The 25459-nt window shown below is 74.1% G+C and carries 28 protein-coding genes; 16 read left to right on the top strand and 12 right to left on the bottom strand.

Features of this window, described 5'->3' with window-relative positions; translation table 11 throughout:
- Both E8D34_RS02290 and E8D34_RS02295 read right to left on the bottom strand, forming a co-directional pair.
- The coding region (locus E8D34_RS02290) for a hypothetical protein (protein WP_206056516.1) at positions 1-1025 on the bottom strand (1025 nt) is incomplete at its 3' end.
- A 538-nt stretch (positions 1026-1563) separates the two neighbouring features.
- Positions 1564-2052 (bottom strand): flavodoxin domain-containing protein, encoded by a 489-nt coding sequence (locus E8D34_RS02295; RefSeq protein ID WP_136592988.1) that lies wholly within the window; start codon positions 2050-2052, stop codon positions 1564-1566.
- A 125-nt stretch (positions 2053-2177) separates the two neighbouring features.
- Between E8D34_RS02295 and E8D34_RS02300 the strand changes: the two genes are divergently transcribed.
- Positions 2178-3302, top strand: a complete 1125-nt coding sequence (locus tag E8D34_RS02300) for a DUF2157 domain-containing protein (RefSeq protein WP_168929309.1) — start codon at positions 2178-2180, stop codon at positions 3300-3302.
- A 102-nt stretch (positions 3303-3404) separates the two neighbouring features.
- Here E8D34_RS02300 and E8D34_RS02305 read toward each other — a convergent pair whose 3' ends face one another.
- Complete coding sequence (locus E8D34_RS02305; protein WP_206056517.1) at positions 3405-4901, bottom strand: M28 family metallopeptidase; 1497 nt, start codon at positions 4899-4901, stop codon at positions 3405-3407.
- Positions 4902-5002: 101 nt separating this feature from the next.
- Positions 5003-6004, bottom strand: coding sequence for a TIGR00341 family protein (locus E8D34_RS02310; RefSeq protein ID WP_136592990.1), 1002 nt, complete (start codon positions 6002-6004; stop codon positions 5003-5005).
- A 147-nt stretch (positions 6005-6151) separates the two neighbouring features.
- Between E8D34_RS02310 and E8D34_RS02315 the strand changes: the two genes are divergently transcribed.
- Positions 6152-6703, top strand: a complete 552-nt coding sequence (locus tag E8D34_RS02315; RefSeq protein WP_136592991.1) for a DinB family protein — start codon at positions 6152-6154, stop codon at positions 6701-6703.
- A 35-nt stretch (positions 6704-6738) separates the two neighbouring features.
- Here the strand turns inward: E8D34_RS02315 and E8D34_RS02320 are convergent, their stop codons facing one another.
- A complete protein-coding gene (locus tag E8D34_RS02320; protein WP_136592992.1) occupies positions 6739-7203 on the bottom strand; it encodes a phage tail protein in 465 nt (154 codons plus the stop codon).
- A 138-nt stretch (positions 7204-7341) separates the two neighbouring features.
- Positions 7342-8316, bottom strand: a complete 975-nt coding sequence (locus tag E8D34_RS02325; protein ID WP_136592993.1) for a hypothetical protein — start codon at positions 8314-8316, stop codon at positions 7342-7344.
- Positions 8317-8398: 82 nt separating this feature from the next.
- Here E8D34_RS02325 and E8D34_RS02330 point away from each other — a divergent pair, with 82 nt between their 5' ends.
- Positions 8399-8740: a DUF2200 domain-containing protein gene (locus tag E8D34_RS02330; RefSeq protein WP_136592994.1), complete on the top strand. Its 342-nt coding sequence runs from the start codon at positions 8399-8401 to the stop codon at positions 8738-8740.
- A gap of 172 nt (positions 8741-8912) precedes the next feature.
- On the opposite strand, the gene E8D34_RS02335 is transcribed toward E8D34_RS02330, so the two are convergent.
- The 3 genes from E8D34_RS02335 to E8D34_RS02345 all read right to left on the bottom strand — a co-directional run bounded on the left by E8D34_RS02335 (position 8913) and on the right by E8D34_RS02345 (position 11117).
- Positions 8913-9281, bottom strand: a complete 369-nt coding sequence (locus E8D34_RS02335) for a VOC family protein (RefSeq protein ID WP_136592995.1) — start codon at positions 9279-9281, stop codon at positions 8913-8915.
- Between the two features lie 45 nt (positions 9282-9326).
- Positions 9327-10121, bottom strand: a complete 795-nt coding sequence (locus E8D34_RS02340) for a class I SAM-dependent methyltransferase (protein ID WP_136592996.1) — start codon at positions 10119-10121, stop codon at positions 9327-9329.
- A gap of 69 nt (positions 10122-10190) precedes the next feature.
- Entirely contained in the window at positions 10191-11117 is a 927-nt protein-coding gene (locus E8D34_RS02345; protein ID WP_136592997.1) for a hypothetical protein, read from the bottom strand.
- A 96-nt stretch (positions 11118-11213) separates the two neighbouring features.
- Here E8D34_RS02345 and E8D34_RS02350 point away from each other — a divergent pair, with 96 nt between their 5' ends.
- On the top strand, positions 11214-11948 hold the full coding sequence (locus E8D34_RS02350) for a TetR/AcrR family transcriptional regulator (RefSeq protein ID WP_136592998.1): 735 nt from the start codon (positions 11214-11216) through the stop codon (positions 11946-11948).
- Here the strand turns inward: E8D34_RS02350 and E8D34_RS02355 are convergent.
- Positions 11872-13473 (bottom strand): hypothetical protein, encoded by a 1602-nt coding sequence (locus E8D34_RS02355; RefSeq protein ID WP_136592999.1) that lies wholly within the window; start codon positions 13471-13473, stop codon positions 11872-11874. The two genes, E8D34_RS02350 and E8D34_RS02355, sit on opposite strands and share 77 nt — an antisense overlap.
- 92 nt (positions 13474-13565) lie before the next feature.
- Here E8D34_RS02355 and E8D34_RS02360 point away from each other — a divergent pair, with 92 nt between their 5' ends.
- From E8D34_RS02360 to E8D34_RS02395, 8 genes are read left to right on the top strand one after another with little or no spacing between them, the layout of a single operon-like run.
- On the top strand, positions 13566-14009 hold the full coding sequence (locus E8D34_RS02360; RefSeq protein ID WP_206056518.1) for an OB-fold domain-containing protein: 444 nt from the start codon (positions 13566-13568) through the stop codon (positions 14007-14009).
- Positions 14006-14539: a Zn-ribbon domain-containing OB-fold protein gene (locus tag E8D34_RS02365; protein ID WP_136593001.1), complete on the top strand. Its 534-nt coding sequence runs from the start codon at positions 14006-14008 to the stop codon at positions 14537-14539. The genes E8D34_RS02360 and E8D34_RS02365 overlap by 4 nt, the downstream gene beginning before the upstream one ends.
- On the top strand, positions 14532-15605 hold the full coding sequence (locus E8D34_RS02370; RefSeq protein ID WP_136593002.1) for a lipid-transfer protein: 1074 nt from the start codon (positions 14532-14534) through the stop codon (positions 15603-15605). The genes E8D34_RS02365 and E8D34_RS02370 overlap by 8 nt, the downstream gene beginning before the upstream one ends.
- Positions 15602-16774 (top strand): thiolase domain-containing protein, encoded by a 1173-nt coding sequence (locus tag E8D34_RS02375; RefSeq protein WP_136593003.1) that lies wholly within the window; start codon positions 15602-15604, stop codon positions 16772-16774. Before E8D34_RS02370 ends, E8D34_RS02375 begins: the two co-directional genes overlap by 4 nt.
- A 32-nt stretch (positions 16775-16806) precedes the next feature.
- Entirely contained in the window at positions 16807-17631 is an 825-nt protein-coding gene (locus E8D34_RS02380; RefSeq protein WP_206056519.1) for an enoyl-CoA hydratase-related protein, read from the top strand.
- Between the two features lies 1 nt (position 17632).
- Entirely contained in the window at positions 17633-18883 is a 1251-nt protein-coding gene (locus tag E8D34_RS02385) for a beta-ketoacyl synthase N-terminal-like domain-containing protein (protein WP_136593004.1), read from the top strand.
- Positions 18884-18918: 35 nt separating this feature from the next.
- Positions 18919-19566, top strand: coding sequence for a TetR family transcriptional regulator (locus E8D34_RS21480; RefSeq protein ID WP_346763604.1), 648 nt, complete (start codon positions 18919-18921; stop codon positions 19564-19566).
- 7 nt (positions 19567-19573) lie between these two features.
- The gene (locus E8D34_RS02395; RefSeq protein WP_136593006.1) at positions 19574-21154 is read left to right on the top strand and encodes a succinic semialdehyde dehydrogenase; all 1581 of its coding nucleotides are present in this window, start codon (positions 19574-19576) and stop codon (positions 21152-21154) included.
- A gap of 105 nt (positions 21155-21259) precedes the next feature.
- Here the strand turns inward: E8D34_RS02395 and E8D34_RS02400 are convergent, their stop codons facing one another.
- Entirely contained in the window at positions 21260-21796 is a 537-nt protein-coding gene (locus E8D34_RS02400; protein WP_136593007.1) for a 2'-5' RNA ligase family protein, read from the bottom strand.
- Between the two features lie 38 nt (positions 21797-21834).
- Between E8D34_RS02400 and cobT the strand changes: the two genes are divergently transcribed.
- Entirely contained in the window at positions 21835-22875 is a 1041-nt protein-coding gene (gene cobT / locus E8D34_RS02405; protein WP_136593008.1) for a nicotinate-nucleotide--dimethylbenzimidazole phosphoribosyltransferase, read from the top strand.
- On the top strand, positions 22872-23630 hold the full coding sequence (locus E8D34_RS02410; RefSeq protein WP_240771050.1) for an adenosylcobinamide-GDP ribazoletransferase: 759 nt from the start codon (positions 22872-22874) through the stop codon (positions 23628-23630). The genes cobT and E8D34_RS02410 overlap by 4 nt, the downstream gene beginning before the upstream one ends.
- Positions 23631-23664: 34 nt before the next feature.
- Here the strand turns inward: E8D34_RS02410 and cobU are convergent, their stop codons facing one another.
- Positions 23665-24198, bottom strand: coding sequence for a bifunctional adenosylcobinamide kinase/adenosylcobinamide-phosphate guanylyltransferase (gene cobU, locus E8D34_RS02415; protein ID WP_136593009.1), 534 nt, complete (start codon positions 24196-24198; stop codon positions 23665-23667).
- Between the two features lie 19 nt (positions 24199-24217).
- Here cobU and yaaA point away from each other — a divergent pair, with 19 nt between their 5' ends.
- Both yaaA and E8D34_RS02425 read left to right on the top strand, forming a co-directional pair.
- A complete protein-coding gene (gene yaaA, locus E8D34_RS02420) occupies positions 24218-25003 on the top strand; it encodes a peroxide stress protein YaaA (RefSeq protein ID WP_240771051.1) in 786 nt (261 codons plus the stop codon).
- A gap of 94 nt (positions 25004-25097) precedes the next feature.
- Positions 25098-25454 (top strand): YchJ family metal-binding protein, encoded by a 357-nt coding sequence (locus E8D34_RS02425; RefSeq protein ID WP_240771087.1) that lies wholly within the window; start codon positions 25098-25100, stop codon positions 25452-25454.
- Positions 25455-25459: the final 5 nt, after the last annotated feature.

Here is a 25459-nt window from a genome sequence, read left to right on the forward strand (position 1 = left end):
GTCACCCCGTTGATGACGACCTTGTCGACCTTGTTGGCGTCGAACAGCTTGAACGACTTCGACTGCGCCACCGCGCCGTCGGTGCCCTTGTCGGTCACCTTCGGGGCCGTGCCGTCGACCACGAACGCGAAGTTCTGGGTGGTCGCGACGTTGCCGACCGCGTCGCGCGAGTTGTAGCGCAGCGTGTAGCTGCCGTCGGCGAAGGTCACCGGCACGTCGAGGACGTCACCGGCCGCCTGGAACGACGTGAACAGCGAGCCGTCCTTGTAGACGTTGCCGATGGTCCGCACGACGCGGTCGTTGTCGGTGGAGATCAGCCGGAAGGCGTAGCCGGGACGGACCAGCGGCGAGCCGTTGGTCAGGGTGGTGACCGGCTTCTCGACGTCGCACACGTACGTCTCCGGGACGTCGGTGACGGTGCGGGTGGCGACGAGCGTCGGCCAGCCGGTGGGGGCGTAGCGCACCCAGGCCGCCAGCGCGGGGTCGGTGGTGCCGCCGACCTTGCCGTCGTAGTAGACGGTGGTCACCGAGGCGGGCACGTGGTCGGGGTTGGCGACGACGATGGTCGGCTGGCCCTGGGCCGGGACGGTGATGGTCTCCTCCCAGGCTGCCTTGACCTCGCGCTCCTCGGTCCTGACGTTGCCGGTCGGCTCCCAGCCCGAGTGGGCGTCGGGGGCGTTCTCGACCTTGAACCAGTGAACGATCGTGGTTCCGGGGGTGGTCTTGGTGAACTCCCGCTCGACCACCACGGTCTCGTACTCAGCCGGGTGCCGGACGACGTCGGTGGTCGCCGGCACGTAGTCCGGATTGGCGACCTCGATCTTCTCCGGGCCGACGGCGGGAACGGTGACGGTCTTCGAGTACTGCGACTCGGTGTGCGTCACCGCGGGGACCACCTCGATCAGCTGCGCTGAGTCGGCGGTGCAGCTCGGGTCGGCTGCGGCGGCCGGGAGGGCCGGGGCGACCAGGACCACGGCGGTCAGGCTGGTGCTCAGGACCGCTGAGGCGGCAAGGCTCTTCTTCACTTCGGGTGCTCCTCGGGCAGGGTGGTGCGACACCCCGGGCGGCGAGTGCCGCCGGGGTGAGTGATGCACTCGACCGGGCCAGCAGACACCGTGGTGCTGCTGACGGGCTCCGAGCGAAGTCAAGCTGGAAGGCTCCGACTGGCTTGCTGGGCCCGTACCGGCCGAGCAAACGTCCAGGCGATTCACAGAGTGGAGATCGTTCTCTGGACACTGGCCAATCTACTCGGCGGTAACCCGGACGGTTAATCGCCACCCACCGCGTTACAGAGATCTCGGTCACACTGCGCGCGGGCCGTAGTACCCAGTCGCTTCCGGACCATGTCCCAGCGACTTGGGCCCCCGTACGGGGCGCGCGATCGCCCGGACCGACTCGCTGTGCGAGCGGCTCAACAGGGCCTTCTACGAGCAGGTCGCTACCCGGTCGTGGCGAACGGCGCAGCGATCACCGAACCGCGACCGAGGGGCTGTGCCGAGGCGCTCGACATCGTGGGGCGCGGGATCGAGGCGCACCGCTGACGACGCGGGGCGCCGGACGACGTCAGGCCAGGCTGGCGGCGATCTCCTTCGCCCAGGCGCTGACCGCCTCCGGGTCCCGCCAGTCGCCGGCCATCTTCTTCGCCATCGCGTTCGCCGGGAACCCCTTCGCGTCCGGCTCGAGCCGGCCGCCGAACGTCGCGTGACCCACGGCGCCCACCCGCTCCATCGCCGCGCGGACATGGCCCACGGGCTCCATCTCACCGGCCGGCTCCGCGTCGTCGCCGATCGGTCCGCTGCTGAACAGCCACACCTTCGTGTCGCGCAGCGCGTCGGATTCCCGCTTCACGAACCGACGGGCCGCCTTGTGCCACCGGCCGGCGTAGAGGGCACCCCCGACGACGACCGCGTCGTAGCTGCCCACGTCGCCCGTCCGCACGGCGGCGGAGCGGACGGTCACCTCGATCCCCTGCTCCGTGAGCGCATCGCCGAGCATCTGCGCGAGCCCCTTGGTGCCGCCGCGCTTGGAGCCGTAGACCACCAATGCCTTCATGGTTCCACCCTCGCCCCCGCACCCGCCCCGGCGGCAGGGGCCGACGACACACCGGCCGGGACCTTCGCCCCGTGCCCCGAGCCACGTCCAGCGGGACGATGGGAGCAGGCACGAGGAGGTGCGCCATGAACCGTGTGAGCGTGTCCAACGGACACCACCGCCTGGGGCGGGTCACCCCGGCCGCCACGCCGCTGACGGTGCTGGTGGACCGCTGGGTGACGGACGGGATCATCACCGCCGAGCAGGCCGCGCTGATCCGCGCCGAGGGCGTGGCCGGCGTCGTCGCGCCGGCTCCCGACAGCGAGCCGGCAGAGGACCGGCCCCACGCCGCGACGCTGGCCGTCGAGGCGCTCGGCTACCTCGGCGGGGTGATCGTCCTGGTCGGCGCGATCATGGTCGGCGCCCTGTACTGGGACGAGCTGTCCACGGCGGCCCGGCTCGCCCTGATCGGTACGGCGGCCGGCGGCCTGGTCGCCGGCGGGCTCCTGGTGCCCGCCCGCCTCGGCGAGGCCGGCGACCGGCTGCGCTCGGTGCTGTGGCTGGCCTCGACCGGCGCGTTCGCGGGGTTCATGGGCGTCGCCGCCGTCGACGTGCTCGACCTCGACGACAGCGCCGTGGGCCTGGCGGTGGCCGGCACGACGGCCGTGTGGGCGGGGGCCCTGTGGACGCTGCGCCACGGCTTCCTCCAGCAGGCCGCGACCGCGGTGCTGCTGATGCTCACCGCCGCCACGACGATCGTCCAGGTCTTCCCCGACGCCGACTCGCTGCCCGGGCTGGGTGTGTGGGGCGTGGCCGCCGCCTGGCTGCTGCTCGGCTGGGGTGGCGTGCTCGGCCCGCGGGCAGCGGTGCTGCCGGCGGCCGCCGCGGCCCTCGTGCTGGGCGCGATGACGACGTTCCCCGCCGACGCCGGCGTCGTGCTGGCGCTCGCCACGGCCGCCGCGGTGGTGGTCCTGGCCGTGGCCTTCCGCGACCTCGTGCTGCTGGTGGTGGGGGCCGCCGGGTCGTTGCTGGTCCTGCCGCAGGCGGTGTCGCTGTGGTTCCCCGACACGCTGGCCGCCCCGCTGGCCCTGCTGGTGGTCGGCGCCGGCATGGTTCTCGCCGCGTTGTGGGTCGCGCGGCGCCGCACCGGAAGCGGTCCCGCCGGCGGGCGGCGGGACCTGGCGGCCGGCGACCGACTGGTCGCGACGTACGCCGCGTGCGCGGTCGCCGCGGCCGTGGCCCTCGCGGTCGTCGTGATCGGGCTGACCTGATCCGAGCCCACGCCCCTCCGCGCGGATGCCCGGCGACGCCGCGGCCGCCGGCGCCCGCGTGGGGCACCGGCGGCCGACATGGCTGAACAGGCGTCGTACTGACTAGTTGATCGACGCCTGGCCCGATGCGTACAGGTAGACGACGTAGGCCATCGCGTCGGCGTTGATCTCCAGTGCCTCGTGGCTCAGGTTCTCGATCGTGTCGCAGGCCTGGTGGTAGCACGGGTCGTAGGCCTCACCCGCGATGCCACCCCACTTGGCCGCCTGCTCCTCGGTCTTGATCCCCTCGGCGCCGGTGAACAGCCCGCCGGCCGGCACGCCGTTGTTGATGAAGGCCTGGTAGTCCGAGCGGCCGCTGAACGCCGTGGGCTCCGACGGGATGCCCCGGTCGGCGTAGAACTTCTCGAAGAGCGCCTCGATGTCGTCCGATCCCTCCGGGCCGACGAGCCCGAACCCGGAGCCGTCGCCGTCGTAGATGAACAGGCCGTAGTTCGGGGAGCCGACCATGTCGAAGTTCAGGTACATCTCGAGGTCGGCGATCTCCTCGTCGCTGAGCTCGTTGACGTAGTGCGTCGACCCGACCAGGCCGCTCTCCTCGGCACCCCACCAGGCGAACCGGACGTGGTGGGCGAGCTGGCCCTTGTTGGCCGCCTTCGCCACCTGCTCGGCGACCTCGAGCAGCGCGGAGGATCCGGAGCCGTTGTCGTTGATGCCGGGGCCCTCGTTGACCGAGTCGAGGTGTGCGCCGGCCATCACGACGTTGGAGTCGTCGCCGCCGCGCGAGTCGGCGATCACGTTGGCGGTCGTGGTGGTCTCGCGGGTGACGTTGGCGAGCACGTGCAGGATCAGCCCCGGGGTGTCGGCGAGCGCGACGCCGAGGTCGTAGGTGGCGTTGAGCGCCGGGATGCCACCGCTGTAGCCCGCGCCCAGCGTGACCGCCGGGATGCCGGTGCGCGACGGGTCGGTGGTGTTGCCCTGGTTGAAGAAGACGACCGCGGTCGCGCCGGCCGCCGCCGCGTTCTCGGCCTTGAGCTGGAACGTGCAGGTGCCGCGCTGGATCAGCGCGATGTTGCCCGCCGGGAACCCGGCGAAGTCCGCCGCCTCGCAGCCGCTCGTGGAGGTGTTGCCCAGCCCGAGCTGCAGGTCGACGGCGGTGACCGCCGCCGTCACCTCGCCCGGCTCCGACTGCGTGGTGGCGCCGAAGTCGGTGCCCTCGACGTAGCTGGCGGGCGTTGGCGCGACCTGGTCCAGCTCGGAGCCGCCGAGGTCCTCGAAGCTGACGAAGTCGAACTCCTGGACGCTGACGTCGTAACCCGCCTTCCGCATCCGGTCCGCGACGTACGCCGCCGACGCGTCGTACCCCGAGGTGCCGGAGGCGCGGGTGTCGCCGTTGGCGTCGGCGATCTCCTGGAACGCCTGCTCGTGCTCGAGGACCCCGTCGAGGGTGACGCAGTCCAGGACCTTGCGGAGGCTGTCGTTGGTGCGGTTGTCGCACCCGGTGGTGGGGGCTGCGGTGGCGGTGCCGCCGGCGACCGAGAGGCCGGCCGCGACGAGACCTGCCGCGGAGATGAGTGCTGCTGACCTGCGGAACGAACTCACATGGACTCCTACCGAGAAGTCGGCGTCCCCGTTGACGCCGTCCGGGCAATCTAGGGGTCTAGTCCACGGTTGTGAAGGGTGTGCTCCGGTCCGGCCCGGCCTCAGCCGCCGGACGGACGCACCTCGGTCTTCGTGCCGACGGTCGACTCGAGCCGGACGCCGAACACGTCGAGCAGCCGGTCGTCGAGGGCGGCGCGCAGGTCGTCGATCGGGGGCAGCTCGCCCGGGGCCTTCACCGACACGACGAGCACCAGGCCCTCGGCGGACACGTCGGTCACCTCCGCCCCCGGGATGTCGGCGATCCACTCCTGGGCCACCTCCTTCGCGGTGCGGGTGTAGTTGGCGAAGACGTAGTTGAGGAAGGTGTTGGCCAGCAGCGGCACCAGAACGGCCACCATGAGGCCGGTCAGCACGGCATAGGCCCGGCGGCGCGACTGACCCCGGCTCCGGGTGGCCTCGTCCGCGTACCCGAGGACGGCGAAGACGGTCGCGCCGGCCAGGACGAGCGCCAGGAGGTTGGAGACGAACAGCAGCGTCGCACCGAGGGCCAGCCCCCAGTCCCCCGACCCCAGGCAGATGCCGACCACGGCCAGGGGCGGCACCAGGGAGATCGCGATCGCCACGCCCGGCAGGACCGCCGCGACGTCGCGCCGGGCCAGCGCCACCGCCCCGGCCAGCCCGGTGGCCAGCGCCGCCACCATGTCCAGCACCCCGGGCGAGACCCGGCTGCTGATCTGTGGGTTGTCGAGCAGCACGTATCCGACCGGCAGGACCTGGGAGAAGACCACGCCGATCACCACCACGAGCAGCGAGCCCGTCAGCACGTAGCGGCCCGCGCGGTTGCTCTCGCGCTTGGCGATCGCCAGGGCGATGCCCATGATCGGCGTCGCCAGCGGCGCGATGATCATCGCGCCGATCACGGTGGCGGTGGACTCGCCGAGCACGCCGGCCGAGGCGATCACCGCCGAGAGCGTCAGCATCGTCCAGAACGCCGATCTCTTGGCGCGGACGTCCCCGGCCCGCAGGTCGAGGTCGTCGGTCAGCTCCTCCAGCGTGCGGCGCTGGTTCTCCGGCAACAGGATCCCGCGGATCTGGTAGGCCATGTCTGAGTATGGTCCACGGCGAGCCGCTCCGCGCCCTGATCCGGAGCGTGCGGCGGCGTCGCGATCGCCGCTGCCCGGGTCGCCGCGGTCGGCACCGAGGAGGCCGCGGGCGGTGCGGTGTCGGCGTACGGGCCTAGCGTGAGCGGTATGGCCACCACCACCCCCACCGCACCCGCACCCGTCGGCGAGCGCGCGGACCTCGTCGACTCCCTGCGCCGCCACCGAGGCTTCCTGCTGACCACCGTCGATGCGATCACCGACGATCAGGCGCGCGAGCGCACCACCGTCAGCGAGCTGACGCTCGGCGGCCTGATCAAGCACGTCGCCACCACCGAGGAGCAGTGGGCCGAGTTCGTCGCCAGCGGCCCCGCGGACGCGATCGACTACTCCACCGTCGACTGGAGCAACCCGCCCGCCGAGGTGGTCGCGTTCATGGAGTCCCACCGAATGGGCGAGGACGAGACGCTGGCCGGTCTCCTCGAGCGGTACGCCGAGGTGGCCGCCGCCACGGACCGGCTGGTCGCCGAGCTGCCCGACCTGGACCTGTCGTGGCCGCTGCCGGAGGCGCCCTGGTTCGAGCCCGGTGCCCGGTGGACGGCCCGGCGGACGTTCCTGCACATCATCGCCGAGACCGCGCAGCACGCCGGCCACGCCGACATCATCCGCGAAGCGCTGGACGGCCAGAAGACGATGGGGTGAGCGTCGAGCGCTCCGGACCGATCAGCGCCGAGCGATCAGTACTCGCCCTTGATCACGAAGAAGGTGCCCCGGATGGTGCCGGCCAGCTTCGACCGCTGACGGGCGAACTTGAACCGGTCCGCCAGCTCCGCGGGCACCTCCATGCCGTCGGACAGCTTGAACCCGACGGCGCGCTTGCCGCCCTCGGCCAGCGTGTAGAGCACGTTGATCGCCAGACCGGACTCGTAGAACACGTGGGTCCAGCGCACCCCCTCGACCTCCATCTCGCTCGCCTCCAGCGGCGGCGAGGAGATCTCGAGGTCGCGCTCCTCCTTGAGGATGCGGTGCACGTAGTCGACCAGGTCGCTGGCCTCCGCCGCGGGCACCACGGCGAACTCGCGGGAGTACTTGTTCTTGAAGTAGCGCGCCTCGTTCGCGCGCAGCCCGGCCAGCGCCTCGGCGACCGGCGAGGACTCCAGACCGACGGTGGAGACGTCGGTGAAGTCGACGACGTAGGACATGCGACCTCCTCCGCGTCCGCGGTCCGTCCGCGGCGCTGACGGCCGACGTGGTGCGTCGGCTCCGCGGCAACGCTAGCGGTCGTCCAGCCCGACCGGCGGGGCGACCGCCCGTGTCGTCGCCACTCGCCGGGCGAGCACTCAGGCGCGCGCCCGGACCGTCAGCGCAGCCGGGTCCAGACCCACGGCGTCGTACGCCGCACGGGCCGCGGCGACGTACTCCGCAGACTGCTCCACCAGCCACCGGTCGTAACCGTCGTCCAGGCAGCGCACGCCACCCTCCAGCGCCAGCGTCAGGCCGCGCCCGGAGAGCGGGTCCACGCAGAGCGCCGCGTCACCGGCCGCCCGGGGACCGCCGTCCGACAGCCGGATCTGAGCTCGGACCTGATCGACCCGCGGCACCTGGTCGGCGGCCTCGTCCGGCAGCCACGACGGTGCGCTCCCGAGCGCACGGCGCCAGACCGCGCGCAGCGCGTCGGGCCCACGCGAGGCCAACGCACCGGTCAGGGTCAAGGAGACCGAGCAGGTCACGCCGTCGCCGATCGCCGACCAGCACGGCCCCGCGGCCACCTCCACCCGCCGGCCACGCAACCCGGGCAGGGCGGCGGGCGGCAGCGAGACGGTGAGGACGGTCCGGTCGGGGCCGAGGTCGCGCCGCGGACCGGGCGTGTGCCGGCCGGCGGCGAGGACGCCCACCACGGCCTCGGTCGCCTCGTCGTCCTGGCGCGTGCGCACCCGATCGGCCAGCGTCCGGATCCGTACGCCGGCGGCGGCGGCGAGGTCGCGCAGCAGCGGGTCGAGCCAGGCACGGTCGACCACCCAGCCCTCCGGGCCGCACGGGACCGCGCGCTCGACCACCGGGTCGTACCAGCCCAGGCCGGCCAGCGCGGAGGCAGCGCGCAGGTCCAGCGTCTCGAGCGTGCCGGGGTCGGGGATCCGGCCGAGGCCGAGGAGCGTCGCGCGATCGCCGTTGAGGGCGGCGGCGGCCGCGGCGACCGTCCCGGCCGGGCCGTCCCCGAGGACGACCACCGAGCTCACCGGGTGCCGCCCGCCCCGGACCACCGGGTGGCCCAGGTCGCCGGACTCACGGTCGGGACGTCGGACGTCGTCGTTCATGGCGGGCTCCTCGGGAGGTCGGGTCGTCTCTGGGAGGACCCAGGCGCCGGGTGCCTGATACACGGCGACCTACGATGCCGGCGTGCACCGGATCTTCACCACGAGCGTCGCCTCGGTCTACCCGCACTACGTGAACAAGGTGGAGCGGAAGGGACGGACCGTCGCCGAGCTGGACGCCGTGATCGCCTGGCTGACCGGCTTCGACGAGGCGGCGCTGCGCGAGCACCTGGAGGCGGGCACCACGTTCGAGGAGTTCTTCGCCGCGGCGGACCTCAATCCCGGGGTGTCCCTGATCACCGGCAGCGTCTGCGGGGTGCGGGTCCAGGAGGTCGAGGACCCGCTGATGCGCCAGATCCGCTACCTCGACAAGCTGGTCGACGAGCTCGCCAAGGGCCGGCCGTTGGAGAAGGTGCTGCGCTCCTGACGGTGCCCGTCGGCACCGGCGGGCACGGTGCGCGGGGCGCAAGGCCGGGCCCACCCGATCAGGTCTCGGCCCCGGTGACCCTCCGGCGGCGACTGCCGGCGTCGCTGCCCCGGCACCCGCACGCGGCGGGTGGACCCGACCATCGACGGGAGGATGCGCCCGCGGGTCGCGTTCACTGCTGCAGCGAGAGCGTGTTGCCGTCGGGATCGCGGAACCAGGCGATCCGGGCCCCGCCGGGCGCCGTCCAGATGCCGCGGTCGTCCTGGCCCAGACCGTCGTACCGGGTGAACGCGACGCCCCTGCCCGCGAGGCGGTCGACCTCGGCGTCGAGGTCGTCCACCGCCCAGCCGAGCACGGTGTAGGGGGCCGGCGCCACCCGGTCCACCCGGGTGATCCTGAGCTGGGTCGACGCGGTCGCGTGCACCAGCGCGAACGGACGCGCGTCCTCCAGCGGCAGGCCGAGCAGGTCGCCGTAGAACCTCTGAGCGTCGTCGAGGTCGGTCACTCCGACGAAGCCGACCTGCTGGGCTGAGTCGAGCATGTGAGGCGCCTCCCGGGCGAGCGGTCGGTCGGGCGTGGACGGTGCTCAGGGTCGAGGGCCTCGACGTCCCCGCACCCCCAGGGCCCGCGCGCTGAGCCGCACCGCGCCATCCTCAGCGGTCGGCAGCGCGGTCAGGAAGCGGTCCCGCAGCGCCTGCCGGTGCTCCTCGGCGAGGCCGGCGACGTACCCCGGCGCCGGGCCCGTGGCACCGAGGAACGGCACCCACGCCGCCGTCGCGCTCGGGTACAGGGCGTCGACGGCGACCGCCGTCGTCCCCACCCGCTCCAGGCCGGCGTCGCGCCACAGCCCCTCGAGGCGGGCGAGGTCCCAGCCGGCGAAGCGCGCGGCCTCGTCCTGCGCCGCGGCGGCGGGGTCGAGCGCCACCGCCGCCTCCCAGAAGGTGCTCAGCAGCTGCATCCCTCCCGCGTAGTCCCACACGTACGCCGCCACCTCCCCGCCCGGGCACGCCGCCCGAGCCATCGCGGCGAGCGCCGCCGCCGGATCGGGCAGGAAGTTCAGCACCAGCCCGGAGACGACCACGTCCGCGCTCTCCTCGGCCAGCTCCTCCACCCCCGCGACCCGGAAGCCCACCTCGGGCGAGGCGTGGTGCTCCTCGGCCCACGCGACGAACCCCGGCGACGGGTCGACCCCGAGCACCGAGCGCGGCCGCACCCACTCCGCGATCGCGGCGGTCAGGGCCCCGGTACCGCAGCCGACGTCGACCCAGCGCAGGTCGGACGGCGCCCCGAGCCAGCTCAGGAAGCGCGGCGCCACCAGCCGGCTCCACCGGCCGATGTAGGGCTCGTAGCGATCACCCGCGAGCCAAGCGTCCTCGGCCACGACCCCACGGTAGCGCCGATGCACCCGACCCGCCCCGCCCAGCGCGCGGGATCGGGTCGGCCCGCGCGATCAGGGCGTGCCGCGGAACTCGGCGTACAGGTCGGGCAGGATCCGTGAGAGGTGGTTCATCTCCGCCGCGCAGTGCTGCATCAGGTCGCGCCCGAAGGCCACGTCGAACGGGAGCGGGGTGCTGAGCGTGGGCAGCGGGTTGCGGGCGATGGCACACAGGTTGGCGCGTGCGTCGACCTCACCCAGGCTGGCCACGTTGAGGTAGAAGCGACTGCGCATCTCCGCCCCGTAGCCGGTGGGTCGGATCTGGTGCGCCAGGCGGCCCAGCCGGACCGGGAGGACCGAGCTGCCGACGTGGCCGGTGACCACCGTGTGACCGGCGGGGACGACGAAGCCGTGCCGCTCGGGATCGACGAAGCTGATCGCCAGCTGCTCGAGCTGGTCGCCGATGTACTCGTCGACGTAGCTGGTGTTGCCCACGTACTTCTGGCGGTCGGTCAGGCCCGGGATCCGCGAGCGGTCCTGCTTGATCGCGGCGAAGGCGTGCGCGTCGGGGTGCCACAGCTTGTAGCGGGCCGGCTCCGTGCTGTGCCAGCCGAACCACCAGTCCCACATCGCCGCGGTGTTGCCCGGCAGCCGGGTGTGCATCGCGACCCAGACCTGCCCGCCGGCGGTCAGGCCGTAGCCCCGCTCCAGCCGCGAGTAGCCGGTCGGCGCCAGGTCGCGGGTCAGGTCAGACAGCGGCGGGATCGCCGACGCCGGCGTCGGGCCGGCGTCCACCGCCCGCGCAGCCGCCGCCTGGATCGGCCGCGTGCTGGACGCCATGTAGGAGGCGTACGGCTGGGCGCGGTCAGCCCGGCGGTAGCCGAGGTAACGCGGCGCGCAGCCGAGGGTGCCGGCAACGCCGGCGGCGGCGGGCCGCAGCGGCAGCGCAGCGAGCGAGGCCGTGCCGGCGGCAGCGGAGAGCATCGAGCGACGACTGATCATCGGTGACCTTCCTGGGGAGCAGACAGGAGTGGGACGCGTTCTCGTTCGCAGACTAGAATTCGTCTTCTAGTTCTGTCGACCCGTGGGGGTGACGCGATGAGCGCCACGCGTCCGGTTCCGGCCGTCCGCGCACCCCAGCAGGCGCGCAGCCGCGCCTCCACCGAGCGCCTGCTGGACGCCGCGCTCGAGGTGCTCGCCCGCGCAGGCGTCGGCGGGCTCACGATCGCCGACGTCTCCCGCGTCGCCGGGGTCTCGGTCGGCTCGCTGTACCACCGGTTCGGTGACCGCGACGGCCTGCTCGCAGCCTGCCAGCAGCGCTTCTTCGACCGGGTGGCCGACGAGTGGCTGACCACGGGCACGGCGATCGCCGAGGAGCGCGACCCGCGGGCGCTGCTCGAGCGGATCGTGGCCGCCTTCGACGAGGTCTTCGGCAACCACAGGTCACTGTTCCGCGCGTTCATGGTGACGGGGTACGACGAGCCGACCCTCCGCGCACAGGGCATCGCCTTCAGCCGCCGCACGGCGGAGCTGATGATCGACCTGCTGGCCGAGCGCACGGCGGCGCCGCGCGAGGCCGCCGACACCGTCTACCGGATGCTGTTCGGCCACGCGATCCTGGAGGTGATGTTCGACGACGGCGAGGTGAGCGGCGCTCCCGCGGACCGGACGAGGCGGCGAGCCCACCTGGTCACAGCGGCGGCCGCGCTGCTGTCGCCGCCCGACGCCCGAGCGTCTCCCCGACCCGTCCCGGCCGCTACCCGAACGGCAGGGACCGACCCACCCAGTCCAGCCGCTCGTCCAGCCAGCCGAGGAGGCTCAACGACCTGCTGACCAGCGCCGGCGGATCACTGACCAGGGTGTCGGCGAGCAGCAGGCGGTCGAAGTCGACCTCGACCGGGCCGACCCGGGGCGTCACCCCGTCGCGCTCGCGGAACTGGACGCCCGCCATCTCCAGCACCCGGATCACCTCCTGGGCGAGGATCCCGTAGCCGATCGTCGTCGGGTGCACCCCGTCGAGGGAGAAGAGCCCGCCGTCGGTGCGCCCCTCGGGCCCGGAGCGGAAGAACCGGGTGCTGGGCACCGGGTCCAGCGCGCGCAGCGCCGCCGGCAGCTCGTACGGCGTCCACCAGGCCGGCCGCGCCCACGGACTCTCGATGTACCGGCGAGCGGCCAGCCGGTCCAGCAGCGCGGCCAGGTCGAAGAGGTACCAGTCCAGGCCGTCGCGACGCGCCGCGGCGACCGAGGCCACGATCGTCTCGTTGAAGGCGTCGATGGCCGAGTCGATGGCCCGTGCCTCCTCGCCCGTGAGGTGCGGGTCCCGACCCGGGTCGAAGTCGTCGTCCGAGATCCACGGACGGGTGTAGTAGGGGAAGTACCGCGACGCGGGCCGCACCTTGCCGGCGACCCCTCGGGCGATCGGCGCGATCGTCACCGACGGGACCGTAGCGACCACCACGTGGGCCGCGGCGACCCGGCGCAGCTCCGCCTCGAGCGCCGCCCAGTCGGCGGCGAAGGCGCTGGGCCGCCACAGGTTGCAGCCGCGTCCGGCGGCGGGTCGCTCGGCGAGCGGCAGGTCGGCGTACCCCTCCGGGGTCCAGACGGGCTCGAGCGAGACCACCGAGCCGAGCGCGTTGTTCGACCCGAGCACCACGACCAGCGTCTCGATCCCCTCGCCGGGGGCGCTCATCGCGGCCGCGGCCTCCAGCACGGTCCGGTCGGCCGCCCCCTCCCCGACCCCGTCCCGGGCGCGCTGGAGGACCGACCACGCGACGAGCTGGCGGTGGTGCTCGACGATCTGCGAGGTGAGGTCGTCGCGGGTCGGCCGCGCGATCGCGGCGGCCACCTCCGACGCGACGAGCAGGACCGGGTCGAGCAGGTCCCAGCCGGAGACCCCCATGTTGTCCGGGGGCGGCCCCGGGGCCGGCGGGCGCGAGCCGGGACCGCGCTCCCAGTAGTCCTCGATCCCGTCCATGTAGCCGCGCAGCCACAGGCCGGCGGGGACGATCTCCCAGAAGTCCAGACGCTCCCCGAACCGGTCCTGCATCGCACGCGCCAGTCGCTCCAGGTCCAGCGGCAGACCGCCCGGCCCGGTCGGCCACTCGTAGGTCGGGAAGGTGAACGCTCCCGCGGGCAGGCCCAGCTCGTAGGCGACCAGCGCCGGCCAGCTCAGGTCGGTGCGGTGGACGGCCCCGCTCATGAACCCCTGGGTCAGCGAGTCGCCGACGGTGACCAGTCGGTGTCGTGCGTCCGGCGCGGCCACGGCGGCCACGTCGATGCCCAGCCGGGGATCGACCACCGGCTCCCGGGGGCTGGTCCGGATCTCGACCTCGTCCGGCGTGCGGCGCTGACCCGCCATGCTCCAGTCCTACTCCCCCGCACCGGCGGGCGCCACCGCGGGCCTCCGATCAGGTTCTATCGCTTGATAGAAACAGTTGATAGATTCTCGGCGTGAGCACCGAGAGCCTGTCGGCGCCGTACTCCACGGAGTTCGGCTTCGAGCGCACCGTCGGCCCGAAGATCGGCGTCTTCCTCGGCGGCCTGCGCGAGGGCCGGCTCCTCGGGGTCCGGGGGTCCGAGGAGCGGGTCCTGTGCCCGGTCGCCGAGTTCGACCCGGTCACCGCCGAGGAGACCGGGGGCTTCGTCGAGCTCGACCCGGTCGGTGCCGTGCACAGCTTCACCTGGGTCGAGCCCCGCGCGCAGGACCCGCTGGACCGCCCCTTCGGGTGGGCGCTGATCGCGATCGACGGCGCCGACACCTGCCTGTTCCACGCCGTCGACACCGGAGGCGACCCGGCCGCGCTCCGCACCGGCCTCCGGGTCCGCGCCCGCTGGGCCGACCAGCGGGTCGGCTCGATCCGGGACATCGTGTGCTTCGAGCCGGTGACGGCATGAGCGTCCATGGCCTGGCCGATGCCGAGCTGCCCGCGCCGGTCGCCACGATCGCCGCGCCCTTCCACGTCGACTACACCTATGTCGCCGGCGTGGGCCGCTCGGTCTACCTGCGCGGCATGGCCGAGGGCCGTTTCCTGGCCCGGGAGTGCCCCGGCTGCGGCCAGGTCTACTTCCCCGCCCCCGAGCAGTGCGCGCGCTGCCTGGTCGCGCTGCTGTCGCCGTCCGAGATCCCCGGCACCGGCACGGTCAGCACGTTCTGCATCGTCAACCTGCCCTTCCCCGGCCAGCTCTTCACCCCGCCGTACGTCGTCGGCTACCTCAACCTCGACGGGACCGGCACCAAGCTGATGCACCGGATCATGGAGGTCGAGCCCGAGCGGGTGAGCGTCGGGATGGCCGTCGAGCCGGTCTGGGCGCCGCCCGAGGAGTGGGAGCCGTCGCTGGCCAGCGTCCGCTACTTCCGCCCCGTGGACCCCGCGTTGCGGGCGCCGCTTCCCCCGGGGAGCGCTCGAGGAGGCCGTGATGCGTGACGTCGGCGTCGTCGCCTTCGCCCAGTCCGACTGCCTCGCCGCCAACCGGCGCGACGACATGGCCGACATCCTGGCCCCGGTGATCGCGGCGGCCGTCGCCGAGGCCGGCATCGACCGGAGCGAGATCGACTTCTACTGCTCCGGCAGCCACGACTTCCACGAGGGTCGCACCTTCGCCTACATCGAGTCCCTCGACGCGGTCGGGGCGTGGCCGCCGATCTCGGAGTCGCACGTCGAGATGGACGCCGCGTGGGCGGTCACCGAGGCCTGGTCCTGGCTGCAGCTCGGCGAGGGCGACCTCGCCCTGGTCTACGGCATCGGCCGCGGTTCGCTCGCCCGCGACCTCGACCAGGTCAGCCGGACGATGCTGGACCCCTACTACCTCGCGCCCCTCTCCCCGCCGCGGCACGCGCTCGCCGGCATCCAGGCCCAGGCACTGCTGGCCACCGGCAGGGTGGACGAGACCGACCTGGCGGCCACCGTCGCCCGCAGCCTGGCCGACGCCGAGTCCAACCGGCACGCCCAGCGGTCGGGGCGGCCCTCGATCGAGGAGCTGCTCGCGGCGCCGTACGTCGCCGCGCCGTTGCGGGAGCACGACTGCGCCCCTGTCGGGGACGCCGCGGCGGTGCTGATCCTGGCCGCCGGCGACCGGGCCCGTGAGCTCTGCGAGCGTCCGGCGTGGATCCGGGCGATGGACCACCGGATCGACAGCCACTACCCCGGCTCGCGCGACCTGACCCGCCTGGAGACCGTCGAGATCGCCGCTTCCCGGGCCTCGGCGATGGCCGGCTTCGGCCCCGGCGACGTCGACGTCGCCGAGCTGCACACCGAGTACTCCTACGCCGAGCCGCTGCTCGCCACGGCGCTCGGACTGGGCCCCGACGTCGTGCTGAACCCCTCGGGCGGGCCGCTGGCGGGCAACCCGACCACGGCCACCGGGCTGATCCGGATCGGGGAGGCCGCGGCGCGGATCCGCTCGGGGTCCGCCGACCGGGCACTGGCCCATGCGACGTCGGGCCCGGCGCTGCAGCACAACCTGGTCAGCCTCATGGAGGGGGACGGATGAGCAGCCACGAGCGGGTCGCGGTGGTCGGGGTCGGCCAGAGCAGGCAGGCCAAGCGCCGGCAGACCTCGATCGCCGGCCTGGTCCGGGAGTCGGTCGCCGGCGCGCTGGCCGACGCGGGGCTCGGCTTCGCCGACGTCGACGCGATCGTGCTCTCCAAGACCCCCGACCTCTTCGACGGCGTGATGCAGCCCGAGCTCTACCTGGCCGACGCGATGGGCGCCCGCAACCTTCCGGTCACCCGCGTCTTCACCGGCGGCAGCGTCGGCGGGCACGCGGCGATCTACGCCGCCCACCTGGTCCAGGCCGGCCTGGCCGAACGGGTGCTGGTGGTCGCCTACAGCAAGGAGTCCGAGGGCGACTTCACCTGGGCGCTCTCGCGGCCGCTGCCCTTCAACGTGGCGCTCGGCGCCGGTGCCGGCGGCCACTTCTCCCCCGTGATCCGCGAGTACATCCACCGGTCCGGGGCGCCCGAGCACATCGGCTGGCAGGTCGCGGTCAACCACCGCCTCAACGCCACCCGCAACCCGCTGGCCCACGTGCAGATGCCCGACATCACCATCGAGAAGGTCCGCGACTCCCCCATGCTGTGGGACCCGGTGCGGTTCCTGGAGTCCTGTCCCACCTCGGACGGCTCCGCGGCGATCGTGGTCACCGGCGAGGCCGAGGCGGAGCGGATCGCTGCCGCCAGCGGCCGTCCGCCCGCCTGGGTGCACGGGATGTCCTGGCGCACCGAGACCGGCCACTTCGCCGGCCGCGACGAGGTGAACCCGCGGGCCGGCGCCGAGTGCGCCGCCGACGCGTTCGCCCAGGCCGGGATCACTCGCCCGGCGGCCGAGCTCGACGTGGCCGAGCTCTACATCCCGTTCAGCTGGTACGAGCCGATCTGGCTGGAGAACATCGGCCTGGCCGCGGTCGGGGACGGCTGGCGGATGGTCGACCGCGGCGCCACCGCCTTCGGCGGCGACCTCCCGGTCAACCCGTCCGGCGGCGTGCTGTCGGGCAACCCGACCGGCGCCACCGGCCTGGTCCGCTTCGCCGAGGCCGCCCAGCAGGTGCGCGGCCTGGCCGGCGCCCACCAGGTCGAGGGCGCCCGACGCGCCGTCGGCCACGCGATGGGCGGGGCCTCGCAGTTCCACGCCCTGTGGGTCGTGGGCGCCGAGAAGCCCTGAGCCACCGAGACACCGACGACCTGGAGGACGCCATGGCAGACCTGCTGTACGAGCGGGACGGACACACCGTCGTACTGACCATGAACCGGCCCGAGCGCAAGAACGCGCTCAGCCTGGACATGCTCGAGGGGTTCCAGGCCGCCTGGGACGAGATCGACGGCGACGACGGGATCCGGGTCGCGATCCTCACCGGGGCCGGCACCGACTACTGCGTCGGCGGCGACCTCACCGACGGGTGGATGGTGCGGGTGCCGGGGTCGCGACGCGGCGCGGCACCCGCCGAGGTCCCCCACGGCGACGCGGCGAAGCCGACGCCGGGCCGCAGCCTGGTCACCGAGGCGCTCCTGCTCAGCCGGACGCTCACCAAGCCACTGATCGCCGCCGTCAACGGCCCCTGCCTCGGCGGCGGCTGCGAGATGCTCCAGCAGACCGACATCCGGGTCGCCGAGCGCCGCGCGGTCTTCGGGCTGCCCGAGGCCCAGCTCGGCCTGATCGCCGGGGCCGGCTCCACCGTCCGGCTCAAGCGGCAGATCCCCTACACCAAGGCGATGGAGATGATCCTCACCGGCGATCCCCTCACCGCCGAGGAGGCCTACCACTTCGGCCTCGTCGGCCACCTGGTCGAGGACGGCCAGTCGCTGGACCGGGCCATCGCCCTCGCCGACCGGGTCGCCGCCAACGGGCCGCTCGCCGTCCGCAACGCCAAGGCCGCCGTCGTCCAGAGCGGGTGGCTGGAGGAGGAGACCGCGCGGGCGATCGAGCGCAGACTGGTCACCGAGGTGATCGGCTCGCACGACGCCCGGGAGGGCATCACCGCGTTCCGCGAGAAGCGGACGCCGACCTTCGAGGGGCGCTGACATGACTGCTGGCCTGGATGCGGACCTGACTGTCGGGACGGCTGCCCGAGACCGGGCGCCGCACGTGATCGGGGTCGGCATGACCCGGTTCACCAGGATCGAGACCGAGCCGTGGACCTACCCGGAGATGGCCGGCGAGGCCGTCCGGGCCGCGCTCGCCGACGCCGGCATCGGGTACGACGCCGTGCAGCGCGCCGCCGTCGGGTTCGTGTTCGCGCCCTCCACCGCCGGCCAGCGGGTGCTCTACGACATCGGGCTCACCGGCATCCCGGTCGTCAACGTCACCAACAACTGCGCGACCGGCTCCACCGCGCTGGCGCTCGCCGTCGAGTGGGTCGCGGCGGGGCTGGCCGACGTCGTACTCGCCGTCGGGTTCGAGCAGATGACGCGAGCCGCCATGGCCGCGACCCCGCCCGAGGTCCCCGGTCGCCTCGCGACGAGCACGCTCGACCGCCACCTGGAGACGATGTGGACGGCCCACGGCGTGGCCCAGACACCGCTGACGGCGCAGTTCTTCGCCCATGCGGCCGTCGAGCACCGGCAGCGCTACGGCACCACCGACGAGCAGCTGGCCGCCGTCGCGGTGAAGAACCACGCCCACTCCACGGCCAACCCCAAGGCCCAGTTCACCGACGCCTACACGCTGGAGGAGGTGCTGGCGGACCGACCGGTGCACCCGCCGCTGACCCGGTCCCAGTGTTCGCCCATGTCCGACGGCGCGGCAGCCGCCGTCGTGGCCAGCGCGCGCTTCGCCGAGGCCCACGGACTCACCGATCGGGCGGTGCGGGTGCTCGGACAGTCGCTGGTCACCGACACCCGGGACACCTTCTCCTTCGGGTCGATGATCGACGTGGTCGGGTCGCCGATGACCGCGGAGGCCGGCAGGAGGGCGCTGGCCTGCGCGGGCGTCGGCATCGACGAGGTGGACGTGATGGAGCTGCACGACTGCTTCTCCGTCAACGAGCTGCTCACCTACGAGGCGCTCGGGCTCTGCAAGCCCGGCGAGTCCGGCCCCATGGTCGCCGACGGCGCGACGACGTACGGCGGCGACTGGGTGGTCAACCCCTCGGGCGGGTTGATCTCGAAGGGGCACCCGCTCGGCGCGACCGGCCTGGCGCAGTGCGCGGAGCTGACCTGGCAGCTGCGCGGGGAGGCCGAGGGCCGGCAGGTCCCCGGCGCCGAGCTGGCGCTCGCCCACAACCTCGGCCTCGGCGGCGCCTGCGTGGTCACCGTCTACGGGTCTCCGCGATGAGACCGGCGAGCGCCGTGGCACCCGTCGCTGCGACGATGCTGCGGGTGGACCCCGACCTGCCGACCGAGCGACGGATCCTGCTCGCCGCCGAGCAGCTCTTCGCCGAGCGCGGGATCGACGCCGTCTCGCTGCGTGCCGTGATGGCCGCCGCGGGCACCAACGTCGCCTCCGTGCACTACCACTTCGGCTCCAAGGACGCCCTGGTCGAAGCCCTGATCCGGGAGCGCGCCGGCGAGGTCTCGGCGCGCCGGGCCGAGCTGCTCGACGGGCTGGCGGAGCCCGGCAGGCTCGACGCGCCCTCCCTCGCGCGGGCGTTCGTCGAGCCGGTCGCCCACATGGCGCTGCACGACGGCCCGCACTGGGTCCGGATGGTCGCCGGCATCATGGCCTCCGGCCACCCGTCGATCTCGGTCCTCATCGACGGCTTCCGCACCCAGGCGCGGACGTTCACCGAGCTGCTGTCGCAGCTCCACCCGGAGTGGAGCCCCGAGAAGGTGCGGTTCCGCCTGAGCCACGCCATGCGGACCACCTTCACGGCCCTCGGCGACCTCGGCCTCGACCACGACCTGCCGCAGATCTCGACCTCCGCGATGAGCACGCAGGAGATCGTCGCCGAGCTCAACGACCTGGTGGCCTCGGTGCTCAGCGACCCCGAGCCGCGCCCACCCGAGGCCAGGGGCTGACCGCGCCATGCACCTTCCTCGCCCGTCGGCCCGGCCTCGGCCCGACCTGGCGGCCCTGACCGCGCTGTTCCGTGGCGACCCCGACCGGGCGTTCGAGGTGGTGGAGGTCTACACCGGCACCCCGATCGCCCGCGTCCCGCGCGCGAGCGCCGCGGACGTGGCGGCCGCCTTCGACGCCGCACGGACGGCGCAGCACGCCTGGGCGGAGCGCTCGGTGGCCGACCGGCTGCGGGTCTTCCGGCGCTTCCACCGGCTGGTGCTCAGGCGGCACGCACTGATCAGCGACGTGATCCAGCTCGAGACCGGCAAGGCCCGGCGGATGGCGTTCGAGGAGATGTGCGACCTGCCGATCCTGACCAGCCACTATCTCCGGCGCGCGGATCGGATCCTGCGCCCGGTGCGTCACCCCGGCGCCGTACCGGGGGTGACGGAGGCGGTGGAGCTGCGCCACCCGCTGGGGGTGGTCGGGGTGATCTCGCCGTGGAACTTCCCGTTCGCGATCGCGCTGTGCGACGCGATCCCGGCACTGATGGCGGGCAACGCGGTGGTGCTCAAGCCGGACCCGCACACCCCGCTCTCGGCGGCGCTGGCGGTCAGCCTGCTGCGCGAGGCCGGCCTGCCGCCGGAGCTGGTGCAGCTGGTCTGCGACGACGGCGCCGACGGCCCTGGGGGTCGGGCGGTGACCGGTCCCGCGGTGGTCGAGCAGGCGGACTTCGTGATGTTCACCGGGTCGCTGGCCACCGGCCGGCGGGTCGCCGCCCGGGCCGCGGAGCGGGTGGTCCCCTCCTGCCTGGAGCTCGGCGGCAAGAACCCGATGATCGTGCTCCGGGACGCCGACCTCGACGAGGTGGTGGCCAGCGCGGTCCTCGGCGTCTTCGGCAACAGCGGCCAGCTCTGCCTGCACATGGAGCGGATCTACGTCGAGGACGAGGTCTACGACCGGTTCCGCGACCTGTTCGTGGAGCGGGTGGGCCGGCTGCGGGTCGCGGCCGGCTACGACTTCGAGGCCGAGATGGGCGCGCTGGCGAACCCGGCCCACCTGGCCCGGGTCGCGGCCCACGTCGACGAGGCGGTGGCGGCCGGCGCCCGGGTGCTGGTCGGCGGCCGCGCGCGCCCCGACCTCGGCCCCACCTTCTACGAGCCCACCGTGCTGGAGGGGGTGGCGCCGGGGATGCGGGTGCATGCGGAGGAGACCTTCGGTCCGGTCGTCGCGCTCTACCGGTTCACCGACGTCGAGGAGGCGATCCGGCTGGCCAACGACAGCGAGTACGGACTCAACGCCAGCGTCTGGAGCGCCGACCACGACGTGGCGATGGCGGTCGCGGCGCAGCTCCAGACCGGCCACGTCAACATCAACGACAGCGCCCCGCTGGGGTACGCCACCAAGTCCGCGCCCTCGGGCGGCGCGAAGGCCTCCGGCCTCGGCGTGCGCAACGGTGACGAGGGACTCCTGAAGTTCACCTACCCCACGACGGTCGCGACGCTGAGGAAGCAGGTGCTCGCACCGCCCGAGGGCACCCCGTACGCCGCGCACGTCCGGCGCACCCTCACCACGCTGGCGTGGATGCGCCGACTCCGCCTCCGCTGACCCCGCGAGCCGGGGGGTGAGGGCCTCGGCGCGCGATCCAAGTCCCGGCTGCGGTGCGCGACGACCGGCTCGGCGGTGCGCGACGACCGGCTCGGCGGTGCGCCACTACCGGCTCGGCGGTGCGCGGAAGGGCCAGCGGCCGCGCACGTGGCAGTCGCCCTCGTCGTACCAGTGCCACTCCAGCGCCTCCGCACGGCAGGCGGCCGGCAGCGTCCCGCCCAGAGCGGTGCGGACCGACGCGACGCTGACGTCGTCGGCCACGCGGTCCAACGTCACGTGCGGGACCGACGGCCCCTCGCCGAACGCGCCACCGTACGGCGGGCAGTCCGGGAAGGCCGACCAGAGCCGGGCGGTGAGGTCCGCGAACGGAGCGGCCGGGGCGGGCGGGGTGTGCAGGGTCCCGTCGGGGAAGGCGTCCACGGCCGCCAGGGTGAAGTCGAACGCGGGCGTCGCCGCGGCGATCCGGGCCACGCGGGCCAGCGCGTCCGGGTCGGGATCCTCGCGCCACGGGGAGAGCGCGGTGACGTGGGCGTGCGTGAACGCCGGATCCGCCGAGACCCACGCCGGGTCGTAGTGCGCCCAGCGCGCCCGGACGAACGGCTCGAGCGCCGGGACCGGGACGACCAGCACCGAGTGACCCACGACCCAGGACCGTAGCGGCCGGCGGCTAGGTTGCCCCCATGACCTCCCCCGCGATCGCCCCGCCCTCCCCCACCGCCCGCGCTGCCGCCGTGGAGCGGCTGGCCGGGTTGGCGACGCCCGCCGGCGCGCTCGGCCGCCTCGGCGACGTGGGCGTGTGGCTGAGCGCCGCGCAGGGCCAGGTGCCGCCGGCGCCCCTGGAGAACGTCCGGCTGGTCATCTTCGCCGGCGACCACGGCGTCGCCCACCACGGCGTCTCCGCCTATCCCCCGGCGATCACCGGGGCGATGGTGCGCACCTTCGTCGCCGGCCGCGCCGGCGTCTCCGCCCTGGCCGCCGCCCACGGCGTGCACGTCCGGGTGCTCGACCTCGGGGTCGACGACGACCTGGAGGGCGTGCCCGACGCGGTCCGCGCGCACAAGGTACGACGCGGCAGCGGCGCGCTGCACCTCGAGGACGCGCTGGGCGCCGAGGAGACCGCACGCGCGCTGGCCGCCGGTCGCGCGGTCGCGGCCGAGGAGATCGCCGCCGGCGCGCAGCTGCTGCTCAGCGGCGACATGGGGATCGGCAACACCACCCCGGCGGCCGCGATGGTCGCGGCGGGGTTGGGCCTGCCCGCCGCCGAGGTCGTCGGCCGCGGCACCGGCATCGACGACGCCGCGCTCGACCACAAGGTGCGGGTCGTCCAGCAGGCGCTCGACCGCGCCGGCAACCGGCTTGCCGACCCGGTGGAGACGCTCAGCGCCGTCGGCAGCGCCGACCTGGCCGCCACGGTCGGCTACCTCCTCGAGGCGGCCGAGCGCGGCGTACCGGTCCTGCTGGACGGTCTGATGTCGGTGGCCTGCGCCCTCACCGCGGACCGGATCGCGCCCGGCGCAGCGGCCTGGTTCGCCGCGGGCCACCGGTCCACCGAGCCGGCGCAGTCGATGGCCCTGGACAAGCTGGGGCTGGAGCCGCTGCTCGACCTCGGCCTGCGCCTGGGCGAGGGCTCGGGAGCTGTGGCCGCCGTCCCGGTGCTGCGCTCCGCGGTCGCCGTGCTGCGCGACGTGGCGCTGCTGGCCGAGCTCATGCCGGACGCGTGAGCCGCCCCGCACCGATCGACGGCCTGCTGTTGGCGCTGGGCACGCTGACCGCGATCCCGGTGCCGGCGGTGCGGTCGGTCACCCCGGCGACCGCGCGCGGTGCGATGCTGCTCGCCCCGCTCGCCGCGCTGCCGCTGGCCGCGGCGGTCATGGTCGTCGTCGCCGCGGGCGCGGCACTCTCGCTGCCCGCCTGGTCGGTCGCGTTCGTAGCCCTCGCCGCGCTCGCCGCAGGCAGCCGCGCGCTCCACCTCGACGGACTCTCCGACGTCGCCGACGGCCTGGTCGCCTCCTTCGACCGCGAGCGGTCGCTGGCGGTGATGAAGGGCGGTACGGCGGGGCCCGCCGGCGCGGCCACGCTGGTACTGGTGCTCGGCGCGCAGGCGGGCGCGCTGGCCGCCCTGGCTGACGACCTGCGCGGTGCGCTGTTGGCCGGAGCCGCCGTCTGCGGCTCTCGCGCGGCGCTGTGGATCACCTCCGCCCGCGTGGTGCCCGCGGCCCGTCCGGGCGGTCTCGGCGCCACCTTCACCGGCACCGTGCCGGTGGCGTTCGCCGCTCTCGGCTGGCTGGCCATCGGCGCCGCCTCCGCGCTGGTCGACCCGGTCCGCGGCCCCGTCACGGTCGCGGCCGCGGCGCTGGCCGTCATGGCGCTGACCCGGCACGCCGTACGACGGTTCGGCGGTGTGACGGGCGACGTGTTCGGCGCGGGCATCGAGGTCGCGCTGACCGTGCTGCTGATCGGCGCAGCCGCGGCCTGACCCGGCTCGGCGGGCCCTGACCCCCGGCTCGGCGTCAGAGGCGCAGGACGCGGCCGGCGACGACCAGGTGCACCTCGCCGCAGGCCGCGCCGACCCGCTGGTTGACGGTGCCCAGGAGATCCCGGAACAGCCGCCCCGAGCGGTGGGTCGGGACCACGCCCAGGCCGACCTCGTTCGTGACCAGCACGACCGGCGCCGGCGCACCCGCGACGGCCGCCGCGAGGGCGCCGACCTCCGCCAGCACGTGGCCCTCGACCTCGTCGGTCGGGGCCTCCCAGAGCCCGGCCCGGTCGACCAGCCCGGTGAGCCAGGTGCCGAGGCAGTCAACCAGCACGGCCCGGTCACCGGCACCGTCGACCACCGCGGCCACGTCCAGCGTCTCCACCGTCTGCCAGGTCCCGGGCCGCCGGGAGCGGTGCGCGGCGACCCGCGCGGCCCAGTCGGGGTCGTCCAGCACGGGGCCGCAGGCGACGTAGAGCGCCTCGGCGTCGCCGACCAGCCCCTCGGCGTGACGCGACTTCCCCGACCGGACGCCGCCGGTCACGAGGACCGCGGAGTTGCTCGCCATGCGGGCGACCCTATCCTTGGTGCCCGTGCTGATCCTGCTGCCGCCGAGCGAAGGGAAGTCCGCTCCCGTCCGCGGGGCAGCGCTCGACCTCGACTCGCTGTCCCTGCCGCTGCTCACCGAGACCCGTCAGCGCATGCTGGAGGCCCTCGTCGACCTGTGCCGGACCGACCCCAACCACGCAGCGAGCGTGCTCGGGCTCTCTCGCACCCAGTCCGACCTGGTCACCCGCAACGCCGGTCTCCTCGAGGCGCCGACCGCCCGCGCGGACCGCATCTACACCGGTGTCCTCTACGACGCGCTCGGCTTCGGCGACCTCTCGACGGCGGCGAAGCGCCGCGCGGCCACCCGGGTCGCGGTCACCTCCAGCCTGTTCGGGCTGGTCCGTCCCGGCGACCGGATCCCGGCCTACCGGCTCTCCGGCGACGCGACGGTGCCCGGCGTCGGCCAGGTCTCCGCGGCCTGGCGCGACACGATGGGCCCGGCGATGGGCGAGGCCCTCGGCGGCGGCCTGCTGGTCGACCTCCGCTCCACCATGTACGCCGGGTTCTGGCGCCCGCCCGCCGAGCTGGCCGACCGCGTCGCCACCGTGCGGGTGCTGCACGAGAAGGACGGGCGGCGCCAGGTGGTCAGCCACTTCAACAAGGCCACCAAGGGCCGGATCGTGCGGGCCCTGCTGGAGGACGGCGCCGACCCGCGCACGCCCGAGGAGCTGGCCGGGGCGCTCGAGCGCCTCGGTTGGACCGTGGAGCCGGCCGCGGCCGGCCGCAAGGGCACGCAGCTCGACGTCGTCGTCGCCGAGCTGTGAGGCGGCGGTGACCCGAACCGGCGGACCGGACCGCAACCGGCCCGCGCCGTGCACCTGCGACTCGGGCGTCGCCTGGGACGACTGCTGCGGAGCCCTGTTGGCCGGTTCCCGCAGCGCGAGCACCGCCGAGCAGCTGATGCGCTCGCGCTACAGCGCCTTCGTCGTGGGCGACGCCGACTACCTGCTCGACACCTGGCACCCCGCCACCCGCCCCGACCGGATCGACCTCGACGACCGGCTGCGCTGGACCGGCCTCCGGATCCTCGCCACGGAGGCGGGCGGCGCCGAGGACGCCCGCGGGATCGTCGAGTTCGCCGCCGACCACGTGCTGACCACCCCGGACGGCGGAGAACAGGCCGGAACCCTCCACGAGACCAGCCGCTTCTCACGGCAGTCCGGCCGATGGCTCTACGTGCGCGGCCGGCTGCACGACGAGGGTGCCCTGGGCTGACACCC

It is taken from the genome of Nocardioides sp. GY 10113 (assembly GCF_004919105.1).
Lineage (GTDB): Bacteria > Actinomycetota > Actinomycetes > Propionibacteriales > Nocardioidaceae > Nocardioides.

Bases quoted from the DNA above. Each gene is read 5' to 3' on its own strand.
- E8D34_RS02295 (WP_136592988.1), bottom strand. From the start codon at position 2,052: ATGAAGGCATTGGTGGTCTACGGCTCCAAGCGCGGCGGCACCAAGGGG.
- E8D34_RS02300 (WP_168929309.1), top strand. From the start codon at position 2,178: ATGAACCGTGTGAGCGTGTCCAACGGACACCACCGCCTGGGGCGGGTC.
- E8D34_RS02310 (WP_136592990.1), bottom strand. From the start codon at position 6,004: ATGGCCTACCAGATCCGCGGGATCCTGTTGCCGGAGAACCAGCGCCGC.
- E8D34_RS02315 (WP_136592991.1), top strand. From the start codon at position 6,152: ATGGCCACCACCACCCCCACCGCACCCGCACCCGTCGGCGAGCGCGCG.
- E8D34_RS02320 (WP_136592992.1), bottom strand. From the start codon at position 7,203: ATGTCCTACGTCGTCGACTTCACCGACGTCTCCACCGTCGGTCTGGAG.
- E8D34_RS02325 (WP_136592993.1), bottom strand. From the start codon at position 8,316: ATGAACGACGACGTCCGACGTCCCGACCGTGAGTCCGGCGACCTGGGC.
- E8D34_RS02335 (WP_136592995.1), bottom strand. From the start codon at position 9,281: ATGCTCGACTCAGCCCAGCAGGTCGGCTTCGTCGGAGTGACCGACCTC.
- E8D34_RS02345 (WP_136592997.1), bottom strand. From the start codon at position 11,117: ATGATCAGTCGTCGCTCGATGCTCTCCGCTGCCGCCGGCACGGCCTCG.
- E8D34_RS02350 (WP_136592998.1), top strand. From the start codon at position 11,214: ATGAGCGCCACGCGTCCGGTTCCGGCCGTCCGCGCACCCCAGCAGGCG.
- E8D34_RS02355 (WP_136592999.1), bottom strand. From the start codon at position 13,473: ATGGCGGGTCAGCGCCGCACGCCGGACGAGGTCGAGATCCGGACCAGC.
- E8D34_RS02365 (WP_136593001.1), top strand. From the start codon at position 14,006: ATGAGCGTCCATGGCCTGGCCGATGCCGAGCTGCCCGCGCCGGTCGCC.
- E8D34_RS02370 (WP_136593002.1), top strand. From the start codon at position 14,532: ATGCGTGACGTCGGCGTCGTCGCCTTCGCCCAGTCCGACTGCCTCGCC.
- E8D34_RS02375 (WP_136593003.1), top strand. From the start codon at position 15,602: ATGAGCAGCCACGAGCGGGTCGCGGTGGTCGGGGTCGGCCAGAGCAGG.
- E8D34_RS02380 (WP_206056519.1), top strand. From the start codon at position 16,807: ATGGCAGACCTGCTGTACGAGCGGGACGGACACACCGTCGTACTGACC.
- E8D34_RS02385 (WP_136593004.1), top strand. From the start codon at position 17,633: ATGACTGCTGGCCTGGATGCGGACCTGACTGTCGGGACGGCTGCCCGA.
- E8D34_RS21480 (WP_346763604.1), top strand. From the start codon at position 18,919: ATGCTGCGGGTGGACCCCGACCTGCCGACCGAGCGACGGATCCTGCTC.
- E8D34_RS02395 (WP_136593006.1), top strand. From the start codon at position 19,574: ATGCACCTTCCTCGCCCGTCGGCCCGGCCTCGGCCCGACCTGGCGGCC.
- cobT (WP_136593008.1), top strand. From the start codon at position 21,835: ATGACCTCCCCCGCGATCGCCCCGCCCTCCCCCACCGCCCGCGCTGCC.
- cobU (WP_136593009.1), bottom strand. From the start codon at position 24,198: ATGGCGAGCAACTCCGCGGTCCTCGTGACCGGCGGCGTCCGGTCGGGG.